Genomic DNA, 12,901 nt, shown 5'->3' on the forward strand with positions numbered 1-12,901 from the left:
TAGCGTCCCGATAAGCACTTGCTAACGCAAGTCGCGGAATGAGGAGTCAGCATGGCTAGTTACAACCGAGTTATCCTCCTTGGTAACCTTGTTCGAGATATCGAACTCCGTTACACCAACAGCAGGATGGCGATTTGCGAAAACGCGGTCGCGGTCAACGAAAGAAGAAAGAACGCCGCTGGGGAGTGGATCGATGAGACGAGTTTCATCGATGTCACTTTCTTCGGAAGAACCGCTGAGGTGGTTTCCGAATACCTCAGCAAAGGCTCTCCGATTTTCATCGAGGGCCGAATGAAGCAGGATCGTTGGGAAAAGGATGGGCAAAAGCGTAGCAAGCTCTACGTGATTGTCGATCGGATGCAATTGATTGGTGCCAAGGGGGAAGGGAAAGGCCCGACCCAGAAACCACCAACAGCCCAGCAACGCTTCACCGAATCAGATCCGCAGATAAGCATGCATGTGTCCGAAGTTGGCGACGATCAATTTGTCGCTGACGACATGCCCTTTTAGTCCTACCATTGTCCAGTCACTTTAACTTTTTGACCACCAGTACGATCCAAAATGCCAGCACGAAAAATGCGAGTACCGACGTTTCCGAGGCTCCCAAAGGGACCAAATGGCGGGATTCAGTTGATGCTTATCCAAAATGTCGAGTATCTAGGCAAGTCTGGCGAAGTTGTAGAAGTTAAGCCTGGCTATGCAAACAACTACCTTCTCCCTCAAGGGTTGGCGATCATTTCGACGGAACACCATAAAAGAATGGTGGAGAAGCATAAGGCAAAGCTGGCCGAAATCGAGCAAAAGCGATTGGCTGGTTTGAAGGACCTTGCTGTAGAATTAGCAAAGCAGTCCCTCAACATTGAAGCGAATGCCAACGAAGAAGGGCATTTGTATGGTAGCGTTGGCGCTACAGAAATCGTCGCTGCTTTAAAGGCCAACGGATTCAATGTCACCAGCGAGCAAATCAAGCTCCAGGGCGTGCTGAAGGAACTCGGGCTGTATACCGTCAAAGTACAACTGCACCAGGACATCGCAGCCGAAGTCAAGGTTTGGGTTGTGCCAGCTGCTGCTTAGTTCGAGCGGCAAATGGAAAACTACTTGATAAAATAAGAGGCTTCGCGTACTGATGTTATTCGTGGCGAAGCCAATAGTAGCGGAACGTGTGCAAGCCCTCCGGTAGGGCTCTGGCAAATTCGCCGCCTTGCAACTCATCAGGTAATCGCCTCCCCCCTGCCTTTTTATCTATCGTCGCCGGAAGGCGACTCCCGGGCTCGCTTCGCATTGCCCGTCACCGCACGGCTTGGGCCCTTACGCTCCTATTACGTACGTGTCCATGCATGAAGCAGCCGACGATTCATTCTTTCGCCGCGCTACGGTATGCTTTGCAATCGCTCAAAGGATTCTTTAAGAAGTCGGTCGTAGCCGTAGTGCTCGACATCCTCGCCAACTAGCTCCACCTCGTAGTACCCTTCGTAGCCGCACGATTCCATAGTTTGCACCACGGTCGAAACAGGTAAAGTTCCTTCGCCGAACATGCATCGGTTTTGTTCCCCCATCGGGATGCTTTTGGCATCACCGAGCTGAACCAGTTTGATCATGGGGGCAAGTGCAGGAAGCCAATTCAAGACGCCCTCATCGTGCGCCAGATGATAAGAATCAAAAACGATTCCCAAGTTGGTTTGACCGAGCTTGGCGACAATATCCAGAGTATCTGGGATAGAGGTTAAAAACGTAAAATCCTGAGCACATCCGATATGCATCGGTTCGACCGCCAATTGCACGCCAACAGCCCTAGCAGCTTCGGAAAGCTCCTTGAGAGCTTGCATGAGCAGTCGCTTGGCGTGGTTCCTCGTGTGCCCAGATCGCCCTCCCGAAAGAATCACGAGCGAATCCGCATTGAGCATCGCGGCGCATTCAATCGCGTCAAGTGCATCATGCATCGCATCACGAAACGATCGACCGTCATTGCCCGTAAATCCGCCTGCCCAATTCAACGAAGAAACCTGGATACCTTGTTCCTTAAGAAATTCGGCCGCTTTGGCTTCTCCGTAATCAGCTAGCTTCATCCGCCAGACACCCATTGCCTTGAACCCATGAGATCGATAGCGGAAGACGTCTTCCTCGAAACTCCAGCGAAAGGTCGAGACTTCAGCGACAGAAAGTCGAGATGTCCAGTGTGCGGTCATAAGCGGTCTACTCTCGAACACCAGGAAAAGGATGGGCAGCGGGCTGACAAGTATGCACGGGTTCAGCAGAAAGTAAAGCAGGATCATCCATTTAGTTACCGGTCCAGCTGCTGGTCTAGTTAACGGCCGGCTTTTCGAATTAAACGGAAGAAAAGATAGCGAACTTGAGAAGTCGCGCTGCCCCTTATCAAAAGGGACTTTGACTGCAATAATCTAACGGTTTCCCACCCTCAGGCAATTTCCAAGAGCGAGGAAACACGATGGACGACAAGTTGGCGTACAAAGGTATCACATTCGATGACGTTCTCTTGGAACCGCGGTATTCGGAGGTGCTCCCCTCGACGGTTGACGTCAGTACGCAACTGACAAAGCGGATCCGCCTGCAATGCCCCCTTCTCTCTTCCCCGATGGACACCGTTACCGAAAGCGAGATGGCGATCGCTTTAGGGAAGGTGGGCGGTCTAGGGGTTATTCACAAGAATATGTCGATTGACGCCCAGGCTGAGGAGGTCACCAAAGTAAAGCGATCTGCAAATGGTATCATTCTCGATCCGGTGACCCTACTCCCGAGTGATAGCGTTTCTCAAGCCCAGGAACTGATGAGGAAACAGAACGTTTCAGGCGTTCCGATTGTAGAGAAATCAGGAAGATTGGTCGGGATTCTTACCCGACGCGACTTAAAGTTTCTCGAGTCTTCCGAGCTTCCCATTTCCGATGTCATGACCAAAGAGAATTTGGTTACGGCGCAGGGGAATGTAACGCTTGCGGAAGCTGAGCGAATTTTAACGGATAAAAAGGTGGAGAAACTTTTACTGGTTGACGATGAATACAAACTAACGGGAATGATCACGATCAAAGACATCGACATGATCAAGAGTTACCCAAATGCTTGCAAAGACGAGCTAGGGAGAATTCGAGTCGGTGCTGCGATTGGGGTGTTCGATTTTGAGCGAGCCGAGCAATTAATCCAGCGAGGCGTTGACGTCCTAATCGTCGACAGTGCTCATGGTCACTCCTCCAACGTGATCGAGACCGTTAAACGGCTAAAGCGACAGTGGACGATCGAAGTTATCGCTGGGAACGTGGCAACGTACCAGGGAGCCAAGGACTTAGTCGATGCAGGAGCAGATGCCGTAAAGGTAGGGATCGGCCCAGGATCCATATGTACAACACGCGTGATATCTGGTGTTGGTGTTCCGCAAATCACCGCCATTTACCAAGCAACAAAAGCATGCGAAGCAGCAGGAGTCCCAACCATCGCTGACGGAGGAATCCGCTACAGCGGGGACATCACCAAAGCGATAGCCGCAGGGGCCTCGTGCGTGATGATTGGAAGCCTTTTCGCAGGCTTGGCAGAAAGCCCTGGAAGAACCATTCTTTACCAAGGTAGGACGTTCAAAGCCTATCGAGGGATGGGATCTCTAGGAGCAATGGTCAAAGGATCGAGCGAGCGATACCGCCAAGGCAGTCAGGAGCAGTTGTCCAAACTGGTTCCTGAAGGAGTCGAGGGGCGGGTGCCGTTCAAGGGTCCACTGGCCGATTTTGTTTATCAACTGGTTGGCGGGCTACGAGCAGGAATGGGGTACTGTGGTACTCAAACGATTGCCGAGCTTCGCAGGGATGCACGTTTCATACAGGTTTCGGCCGCAACGGTACGAGAGAATCACCCACATGACATCGCCATTACGCAGGAAGCACCAAACTACAGCTCCGATGTCTCGAGCTCAGGAGACCACTAGAGCTAGAATAGCCAATGTGGACGCAACAGGTGTCTGGGGCTCCCGGTGGTCCACCGCGAGAAATGCATTCGCTTCCTCGATAGCTCTAGGGCTATCGATCGCCTCGACACCACTCTTTGCTCAGCAAGCACCTGCCTGGTCGCCTCAACCCTACGTTAGACCAGCATCCGCACCTGAACACCAAAGCTCAATTCGTGAGTTGCCAGAAGTCCCCAAGAACAGTCTCAGATCCGGAGCTCAGACCGAACCCGCTACCGCACTGCGTTGGGGCAAAGCGGACGGTTCTTCCGCTGCCCGCTCTGCGAACTACTCCGACTCCTTTGGTGCTGAGATTCATCAATCTTCAGCCGGGATCGATGCTCGCGACGGACACTCCAATCAAGATATCGAGCAGCAAACGCCACAGGTAACGCGAACTAAAGTCGTAAGACGCGAGTCCGCTGCAGCCCAAGCCGAAATGACTCTGATGCCTTCCACCGGGTGGTCGAACGGACCGACTCCAAATTCCACGAGCACGGGAGAGATGGCTTCGGTGCAACGGACTGCTCGTTCAGCAGCACCTAACAGCTTGACTGATCTGGCTGTCCAAGACGCCCCGATGGCCGAGCCTCCTCGCATGAAGAATTGGCCAAGTCAAACGAAATCGGCAGATATAGTTCGAGCTGTCTCCTCTAACAACTCGACTCGCAGGGAATGGAAACAGGTCCAGCCAGCATCTTACCAAGACGATTCACCACCATCGAGTTTGCCGTCTCCAACATTCGGCTTGCCAAGGCAGGGCGACCCTTCGTCAGAATCGATGCCACCATCCCTGGTTCTTCCGCCAAGCAATCCAATGCGTGGTGATGATCGTTCACCTTCCGATTCGCTCGGACGAGATGATTGGGCAATCGATCCAGGGACACAGATGACGAATCGTCCTCCCCGGGCACAACGCGTCAGCGTCGACTGCGACACTTTGCAAAAGTCGATTGAAGCAGCCGATATTCGGACCATCAACGTGGATTCCTCGCCAAAGTTCGTAGAGGGGTATCGAGGCAACCGCGGTACCAACTCGAAAGATGAGTTCGCAAGGACAGCTCCCATGCGAGAGTGGTATGGGAACGATGGGGAATTGATCGCGTTTGGTAAGCTCGTCGACTATGTTCGAGGACAAGTTGTCATTGAAACTGCAGATGGGGACCAACTCGCCTATTTGTTCAACCGACTGAGCAATGTCGATTTGGCTTACGTAGCAGATGTCTGGGGACTCCCGGTCGTATGTGCTCTGAACGACGGAACGCTCGAGCCCCGACAGTTTGTACCAACGACCATGACGTTTAAGGCGTCGGGTTCGTGTCACAAGCCGTTGTACTTTGAGGAGCCACAATTGGAGCGATATGGGCACGAGTGGGGGCCTGTTGTTCAGCCCGTAATCTCGACAGCAAACTTCGTGAAGAACGTCGCAATACTACCTTACAAGATGGGTATCCACCCGATGAATGAGTGCCAGTACCCTGTCGGTTACTATCGACCTGGAGAGTGTGCACCGTGGACAGTCGGGCCGGTTCCTATCAGTTTGCGAGGTGCCCTGTTCCAAGCCGGTGCCATCACGGGTGCCTCGGCGATACTGCCTTAATACGCACGAGCGGTGGCACGGCACGCGCCTAGGGCTTTGAAAATGCTCCTGGCTCGCTAACCGGAAACCTAACGATCCGCCGATCAAGTCGGCGGGATTCTGAAACGGGGCGGGAGATGGCTTCTTTAGCGAGAAGCCCAACGATCCGCTGGACAAGCCAAGCGGGATTGATGATGAAAATCCTAAAACAGGAGCTAATCGAACATGGCTTAAGCCGCAAAGCTCTGCGCCGGGTGGGAGTTCACCCACGCGGTTTGACAGACGGCGGATTCAATCTGACCGACCAGATCAGCTACTGACCGATCAGATCAGCCTACCATACCCGTATTCTAGCTACTTCCATGCAGGGATGGGACGGCCCGGGGTCCATGGAGCTCCCAGCTCGTCAAACTTCTTAGAGATCGCAGGCATGTCCTCATCGAGCAGTTTTTGCAGATCGACAAGCACCTCTTCAAACTCTTCGGAAGCAATCTCATACTGTCGACGATGGGTACCGGTCGGCCCCTCGGTGCTTCCCATTGCCCCCATGATGGCGGTGGACAGGCGGCGCTGCAAGCCTGGCATCGCATCTTCGTTGCGTCTGGTTCGAGTTGGATCGCCTGAGAACTTTTCTTGAATATCAAGCAATCGAATTTGCAACGCTCGAATCTCGCTCCAAAGAGCGGGATCGACCTCTGCAGCAGTCGCCGTTAGGGCCTGCATTGCGGCTAACCGATCCGAAGCTTCGCTCGTCAGTTGGTTCGCAGCATTTACTGCATTCGCCAATCGATAAGCTTGCTTGGCGAAATCCAGAATGGCTTGCCGATTGATTTCGGAAGTGTCGCCAAAGGTGATCGGCTCGATTTCAAACTCCGCCTTGGGGACAATTTCCGTAATGACTCCCTCTACCATCTGCGATACTTCGACGGTGTATTTACCTGGGACCGCAATCGGACCTGCCGATCCGCCACCTCGGCGGCGTCCTCCGCCACCAGAACCTGCATGCCGAAAATCCCAATTGACACGCGTCATTCCTTTCGCTGTTGTAGCAGGGATCTTGCGAACGACATTGCCGTCCATGTCCCGAATCGTCAGCCAGCGTGTTGGGGCTTCTTCTCGATCCTCTGCCTTGAGTGCCTCCCAGTTTGGATAAGGCACATCGCGTCCAGCAGTCTTTAGTTCGCGATCTTTTCTTTCCCGCTGTGATTTCTGAGATCGAAGCTCTTCCTTGAAGTGGAACGTAAAAGTAACGCCGTAGTCGGGGTTGGGGGCCGTGTAAAAATTCGATCCTTGAAAGCCCTTTCCGCTAACACCCATCTCACTCACGATTTGGTACATCTCTCCCTTTTTGACTGGGAAGACATGATTCGTCTCCAGAAGTTCTGGCTTGAGATCACGCAATGGGGAGTAATCATCGAGGATAAAGAACCCTCGCCCAAATGAACCGAGGACCAAGTCGTTTTCACGTCGTTGGATCTGCATATCGCGAATCGCGATCGTGGGCAAACCAGAACGCAAAGCAAACCATTTTTCACCGCCATCAACTGTGGCAAAGCACCCGAATTCTGTTCCGCAGAAAAGAAGCTTTGGGTTCACGTGGTCTTGCTTCAAGCAGTAGACGCTGCCTCGTTGAGGCAGATTGCTCGTAATAAGACTCCAGTTCTGGCCACGGTCCGTTGACTTGAGAAGATAAGGTTTGAAGTCCCCTCGCTTGAAGTTCTGGACCGCTACATAAACCGTGTTGTCATCGTGCAAATCGGCCTCGATGTCCGCGATGTAGCCAAACTCAGGAACATCCAGTGAACCGAACTTGTCGATTTTCCGCCAAGTCTCACCGCCATCCTCGGTGACCTGAAACAGGCCGTCGTCGGTACCTGCATAGATCAGTCCCGGTACTCGGGGCGATTCATCGACAGCAACAATGCTGCCGTAAAGCGAAGTCGATGCATTCTTGGCAATCGTGTCGACACCCCAAACCTTGCCCATGACTTTGAGTTGATTGCGGTCAATTTGGCGAGACAGATCACCACTGATCGGTTTCCAGTTGTCCCCTCGATCATCACTTTGAAAGAGAATTTGTGAACCGTAGTAGATCTTCTTAGAGTTGTGTGGCGAGATCAGTAGTGGGGAATCCCAATTCCAACGCAAAGCTGGACCTTCTTTGGATTCTTGTGGCTTGATATCGACCGCTTCACCAGTTTTGCGATTGAACCGAACGAGCCCTCCATACTGCCACTGCGAATAGATCGTATCAGGATCTTCTGGATCGATCGCCGGACCGAAACCATCTCCGAAAACCGTCACAAACCAATCACTGTTTCGAATGCCGTGGTTGTTGTTGGTGCGAGACGGACCACCTTGAGTTGCGTTGTCCTGAGTACCTCCGTAGACAAAGTAGAACGGCTTGTCGTCGGATACGGCGATCTTATAAAACTGTGTGAGGGGTAGGTTTGCTTTATAGTCGTAGGTCTGTCCTCGATCCCAAGTCTCATAGAGACCGCCATCGCAACCAATGATAAGGTGCTTGGGATCCTTGGGATCGATGTACATGGCATGGTTATCAACGTGCTTGTCCGCTTCACCCAGCGGAGCAAATGTTCGACCGCCGTCCTCGGTTACCGTCATGTAGGTATCGAGGGAGTACACACGGTCCACATTATGAGGGCAGCACACGATCTCATTGTAGTACTGAGGGCTGTCGGACACATAGCCGCTCATCCTGGTCCAGGTTTCGCCCCGATTGGTGCTGCGGTAGAACCCACCTCCTTCACCGAGGGCTTCAACGACTGCGTAGATGACTTCTGGATTCACAGGGGAGATTGCCATACCGATCTTGCCCATGTCTCCACCGGGAAGGCCTCGGTTGATCTTGCGCCAAGTCGCACCACCATCCGTAGATTTATAAATGGTCGATTCGGGGCCGCCGTCGATGAGAACCCACTGATGTCGACGACGCTGATAGGAAGAAGCATAAAGGATATCCGGATTGGTCGGATCCATATGGACCTCATTGATTCCGGTCATCGGGCTGATATCGAGCACCTTGGTCCAAGTCTTACCGCCATTGGTGGTCTTATAGAGGCCACGATCTCCACCGTCTTTCCACAACGGGCCTTGGGCGGCGACAAACACAGTTTGTTCATCTGATGGGTGGATGATGATCTTGCCAATGTGTTCACTATTCTCGAGGCCTACGTTAGTGAAGCTTTGGCCGCCATCGGTGGATTTATAAACCCCGTCGCCGTAGCCAACACTTCGTTGTGAGTTGTTCTCTCCCGAGCCGACCCAGATCGTATGTCGGTTGCTCGGTGCGATGGCTAGACATCCGATGGAGTACGATCCGTATCCGTCGAAAACAGGACGAAAGGTTACTCCCGCATTTTCCGTTTTCCACACTCCACCCGATGCGGCAGCGACGTACCAAGTCGACGAGTCGGTCGGATCAACAACGAGGTCCGAGATTCTTCCCGACATGAAAGCGGGACCAATACCTCGGAATCGAAGTGGAGAGACTACCCCGGAATTGATGCCTGGCGTCTCGTCTTTAGGTTGGTCCGAATCTTGAGCGATGGCCGAGGTGGAAAAATGACCTAACGGCAACAGTCCCTGGGTCGACGAAAAACAAAGTGCCGACAGGGCGAGGTACATCCAACGTTTATTTCGCATGCTTTGCACGTACTTGGAGATTAAAGGTGGGGGAAATGACGAGCGAGATTGCCAAACGAAGAGGCCCAGAAAACCTGGATTTGGCACATCCAACGCAGCTTATACTCTAGTTCGATATCCAGTCCTTGGTAGGCAATAACCGAGGAAAACAGGAGGGCCCTCCCCTCGCTGCGCTCGACCCTCCACGCCCTTCGCTCCTCAGAGCGTGACACCCGGAACCGATGCCAACGAAATGAACACCCGTTTTGGCTGAAAAACTCCCCTGCCCACCTAAGCTTTCACCAATCAGCTACAGGATTCGAATAACTTGGTGCTAAAGTACCGCTCCGCTCGATCGCAAAGAATGGTCACCACATTAGCTTCCGGTGATAGACTGCATGCGACCTCTAATGCGGCGGTCACGTTGGCCCCGGACGATGTACCGACCAACAATCCGAACTCGCCGTTTAATCGCTTGGTCATTGCCATAGCCTTTTGACTGGCAACTTTAATCTTGCCATCCAGCTCTATACCCCGAATGAGGGGTGGTACGAAACCTCCCGCGATTCCTTCGATCCAGTGACAGCAGGCCTCTTCGCCCGACAGCATCGCTGCCTCGGCGGGTTCCATGGCGTAGATTTGGGTTTTTGCATTCGCCTTCTTGAGAGCGCGACTACATCCGGCTAATGTGCCTCCTGTCCCGTAGCCCGAGACAAAGGCATCGACACCTTGGGGGCAATCTCGAAGAAACTCGATTCCAGTCTCGTGTTCGTGATCTAGGGCGTTGAGCGGGTTCTCGAATTGCCGGGGCAAAAAGTATCTCGGATCGGATGTCGCCATCTCGCGAGTTCGTTCGATCCCATGCTGATAGCCCGATTGGTCAAAGAGTATTAGCTCAGCACCGAACCCTTTGATAATCATGCGGCGCTCTTGGCTTGCTCGCTCTGACATCACGATCGCGACTTTATAACCTCGAGCTGCACCGAGCATTGCAAACGAGATACCTGTGTTCCCGCTAGTGCACTCCAGAATGATGGAGTGCTCGTTCAATAGACCATTTCGTTCCGCGTCCAGGATGATGGTTCTGGCCAACCGATCCTTGATGCTGCCACTAGGGTTTAAAAACTCGCATTTGCACCAGATACGGCGATTGACTTCGGGGAAGTGCAAAGGGATGAGAGGCGTGTTGCCAATCAAACGAACGAGATGTTCTCCCCGAAGTGTAGTCGCTTGTTCCATATGCAATGCTTAAAGAAGACGATTCCCGACGAGTTAGCTTAGGATCATATCGTCTACGGTCTTGCCAGAAGGAATCATCGGCAACACGTGCTCTTGGTAAGGAACCTCAACATCCAGAACGAAAGCACCTGGATACTCGATCATTTCCTTGAGGGCTGCTTCGAGATCAGATCTCTTCCGGACCGTCGCTGCTCCCAAGCCGTACCCTTTAGCAATTCTTACAAAGTCAGGGTAACGCTCTTGGGCGTAGGAGTGGCATACCGTCGATCCTGGTCCGCTAGCCTCCTCGTGATCGATCGGTCCCAAGTACGTGTGGGCTCGGTTCGAACCGTGGAAGCGATCCTCCCATTGCACCACCATACCGAGGTGTTGATTGTTCAACAGAAGCACTTTCACCGGCAATTTCTCGCAGTGCAGAGTCGCCAGCTCCTGGATATTCATCTGGAAGGAACCGTCTCCATCGATGTCAACGACCAATGCGTCTGGATGGGCCGCTTGAACTCCCATTGCACATGGCAATCCGAATCCCATCGTCCCCAGCCCACTGCTGCTCATCCAGGTACGTGGTTTACGGAACTGAAAGAATTGAGCGGCCCACATTTGGTGTTGGCCAACCCCTACGGTAACGTAAGTCTCTCGATCCTTGGTCATGTTGGACAAGGTCCGAATCGCATGCTGCTGCACAATCCCATCGAATTGTGTATCGTAGGAAAACGGATGTTTGGCCTTGAGATCGGCACAATGCTTAAGCCATGCCGAAATGTCTTCTGGCGGCTCGACGACCTTGTTCAATTCGGCGATGACCTCTTTGATGTTTCCGCGAACAGAGATATGCGCCACTTTGTTCTTGTTGAGCTCGGACGGGTCGACATCCACGTGAACGATTTTCGCATTTTTGGCAAAAGAGGCCAAATGCCCTGTAACTCGGTCGTCGAATCGAACCCCAAACGCCAGCAACAGATCGCAATCTTTAACAGCGTAATTGGCATAAGCACTGCCGTGCATTCCCAGCATGTCCATCGACAATGGATCATCGTTTGGATAAACACCGAGGCCCATGACTGTCATGGTGATCGGCATGCCTGTCTTTTTGACGAGCTCACGCAATTCGTTAGAAGCTTCGCCAGTAACAATACCGCCACCGCAGTAAAGAATAGGTCGCTTGCTATGCTTGATGGCAGCTGCGATCTGACGAATTTGTTCAGGAGCAGGGCTCGGAACGTTCTTAAGCTTGTAGCCAGGGAGATTCATTGGCACATCCCAGTCTACCTCGCAGCTTTGGAGTTGCACGTCTTTGGGGATGTCGATGAGAACAGGACCGGGGCGGCCTGTGGTCGCCACATGGAACGCTTCTTTCATGACCCTAGGCAAGTCCTCTGTCTTGGTAACCAAGTAATGATGCTTGGTGATCCCTCGGCAGATTTCGACCATCGGCGTCTCTTGGAACGCATCAGAACCGATCACCGCTGTTGGAACTTGCCCTGTGATAGCCAACAAGGGGATGGAATCCATTTTGGCATCGGCTATGCTTGTTACTAAATTAGTTGCCCCGGGGCCGCTGGTCGCCATAGCGACACCTATCTTGCCAGTAGAGCGGGCATATCCTTGTGCCGCAAAAGCTCCCCCCTGCTCATGGCGTGGCAGGATGGTCCGAATTTTATCTTGGTACTTGGTCAGAGACTGGTGGAGCGGCATGCTGCAACCACCTGGATAAGCGAAGATGACTTCCACGCCGTGGTCCACCAAAGACTTGACCACGATATCCGATCCAGTCATTACAGTGGTTTTTCGGCTTTCTGAAACAGAAGTCATTGTCATCCTCTTCAAATTAAAACATGTGTGTGCTACGAACATTGAACCATAGCCGAAGAGCTAGGTTCGGGACAAATGAGATAAAACGGTCCGGACTAACAAATCTCTTCGACCATTCCTCCCAGGCCGCTATAAGTATAGCCGCCAGAATTATGTTCGTCGAATCAGCAATCCTAATTCCTGGCCGCCATTGTTCCTAGTTAATGCCCTACGCTGAATTGTTCCCGGTTAAAACACGTTAGTCTCGTGACTGGTCGAAACGTAAAACTAAAAAAAGGAAAAATAATACAGGGGTTTTCCTTGCCCGTAGTGAGCCTCAGGGTTTTGATCTGCACCGCCAATTCTCGTCTCCCAGTTGCCAAAAAAGAAACGGGTCGTTTACGCTTCGCAACAATCCCGGTAAGAAGCCGCTAAGATTCGGTTAATGGTCATCTTGACGCCCTTGAGCGAGCTGTCAATCACTCACCTCAATCTGGACGTTAGCTCACCGACTAATGCGCCGGGTATCTGTCAATAGATTGACCAGCGAACCTTGGGTTAATAAACTTACGGGTACCGCGATTGTCCCACATAGCGCAGGATGTTAGTGCAAACTGTTCATGCGGATTTGCTTCTAACACCCGCCCTCCAGCAACGAATTCTCTCCCAATCCCTCGCTGGCGAAGTGCTTATTGTGGGGGCTA

The 12,901-nt window shown here is 52.5% G+C and carries 9 protein-coding genes; 5 read left to right on the plus strand and 4 right to left on the minus strand.

What is annotated here, in order from left to right; translation table 11 throughout:
• Positions 1-51 precede the first annotated feature (51 nt).
• Both SH449x_RS18975 and rplI read left to right on the plus strand, forming a co-directional pair.
• Positions 52-510, plus strand: a complete 459-nt coding sequence (locus SH449x_RS18975) for a single-stranded DNA-binding protein (RefSeq protein ID WP_482377647.1) — start codon at positions 52-54, stop codon at positions 508-510.
• A gap of 51 nt (positions 511-561) precedes the next feature.
• On the plus strand, positions 562-1,074 hold the full coding sequence (gene rplI / locus SH449x_RS18980; protein WP_482377648.1) for a 50S ribosomal protein L9: 513 nt from the start codon (positions 562-564) through the stop codon (positions 1,072-1,074).
• 296 nt (positions 1,075-1,370) lie between these two features.
• On the opposite strand, the gene SH449x_RS18985 is transcribed toward rplI, so the two are convergent.
• Positions 1,371-2,186 (minus strand): sugar phosphate isomerase/epimerase family protein, encoded by an 816-nt coding sequence (locus SH449x_RS18985; protein WP_482377649.1) that lies wholly within the window; start codon positions 2,184-2,186, stop codon positions 1,371-1,373.
• Between the two features lie 260 nt (positions 2,187-2,446).
• Here SH449x_RS18985 and guaB point away from each other — a divergent pair, with 260 nt between their 5' ends.
• From guaB to SH449x_RS19000, 3 genes are all read left to right on the plus strand, one after another.
• The gene (gene guaB / locus SH449x_RS18990) at positions 2,447-3,925 is read left to right on the plus strand and encodes an IMP dehydrogenase (protein WP_482377650.1); all 1,479 of its coding nucleotides are present in this window, start codon (positions 2,447-2,449) and stop codon (positions 3,923-3,925) included.
• Positions 3,900-5,543 (plus strand): hypothetical protein, encoded by a 1,644-nt coding sequence (locus SH449x_RS18995; protein WP_482377651.1) that lies wholly within the window; start codon positions 3,900-3,902, stop codon positions 5,541-5,543. The genes guaB and SH449x_RS18995 overlap by 26 nt, the downstream gene beginning before the upstream one ends.
• A gap of 116 nt (positions 5,544-5,659) precedes the next feature.
• The gene (locus tag SH449x_RS19000; protein ID WP_482377652.1) at positions 5,660-5,842 is read left to right on the plus strand and encodes a hypothetical protein; all 183 of its coding nucleotides are present in this window, start codon (positions 5,660-5,662) and stop codon (positions 5,840-5,842) included.
• A 34-nt stretch (positions 5,843-5,876) separates the two neighbouring features.
• Here SH449x_RS19000 and SH449x_RS19005 read toward each other — a convergent pair whose 3' ends face one another.
• From SH449x_RS19005 to ilvB, 3 genes are all read right to left on the minus strand, one after another.
• Complete coding sequence (locus SH449x_RS19005; protein WP_482377653.1) at positions 5,877-9,188, minus strand: WD40/YVTN/BNR-like repeat-containing protein; 3,312 nt, start codon at positions 9,186-9,188, stop codon at positions 5,877-5,879.
• A gap of 285 nt (positions 9,189-9,473) precedes the next feature.
• On the minus strand, positions 9,474-10,406 hold the full coding sequence (locus SH449x_RS19010) for a PLP-dependent cysteine synthase family protein (RefSeq protein ID WP_482377654.1): 933 nt from the start codon (positions 10,404-10,406) through the stop codon (positions 9,474-9,476).
• A gap of 33 nt (positions 10,407-10,439) precedes the next feature.
• Positions 10,440-12,224 carry a biosynthetic-type acetolactate synthase large subunit gene (gene ilvB / locus SH449x_RS19015; RefSeq protein ID WP_482377655.1) on the minus strand — a complete coding sequence of 595 codons (1,785 nt, stop codon included), beginning with the start codon at positions 12,222-12,224 and terminating at the stop codon, positions 10,440-10,442.
• Positions 12,225-12,901: the final 677 nt, after the last annotated feature.

The organism is Brakhagea baltica, assembly GCF_052161605.1.
Taxonomy (GTDB): Bacteria; Planctomycetota; Planctomycetia; order Pirellulales; family Pirellulaceae; genus JBKCUI01.

What these genes read in the sequence shown, in the direction of transcription:
- SH449x_RS19000 (WP_482377652.1), top strand. Translation starts at nt 5,660, where the DNA reads ATGGCTTCTTTAGCGAGAAGCCCAACGATCCGCTGGACAAGCCAAGCG.
- SH449x_RS19010 (WP_482377654.1), bottom strand. Translation starts at nt 10,406, where the DNA reads ATGGAACAAGCGACTACACTTCGGGGAGAACATCTCGTTCGTTTGATT.
- SH449x_RS18975 (WP_482377647.1), top strand. Translation starts at nt 52, where the DNA reads ATGGCTAGTTACAACCGAGTTATCCTCCTTGGTAACCTTGTTCGAGAT.
- SH449x_RS18995 (WP_482377651.1), top strand. Translation starts at nt 3,900, where the DNA reads ATGTCTCGAGCTCAGGAGACCACTAGAGCTAGAATAGCCAATGTGGAC.
- guaB (WP_482377650.1), top strand. Translation starts at nt 2,447, where the DNA reads ATGGACGACAAGTTGGCGTACAAAGGTATCACATTCGATGACGTTCTC.
- rplI (WP_482377648.1), top strand. Translation starts at nt 562, where the DNA reads ATGCCAGCACGAAAAATGCGAGTACCGACGTTTCCGAGGCTCCCAAAG.
- SH449x_RS19005 (WP_482377653.1), bottom strand. Translation starts at nt 9,188, where the DNA reads ATGCGAAATAAACGTTGGATGTACCTCGCCCTGTCGGCACTTTGTTTT.
- ilvB (WP_482377655.1), bottom strand. Translation starts at nt 12,224, where the DNA reads ATGACAATGACTTCTGTTTCAGAAAGCCGAAAAACCACTGTAATGACT.
- SH449x_RS18985 (WP_482377649.1), bottom strand. Translation starts at nt 2,186, where the DNA reads ATGACCGCACACTGGACATCTCGACTTTCTGTCGCTGAAGTCTCGACC.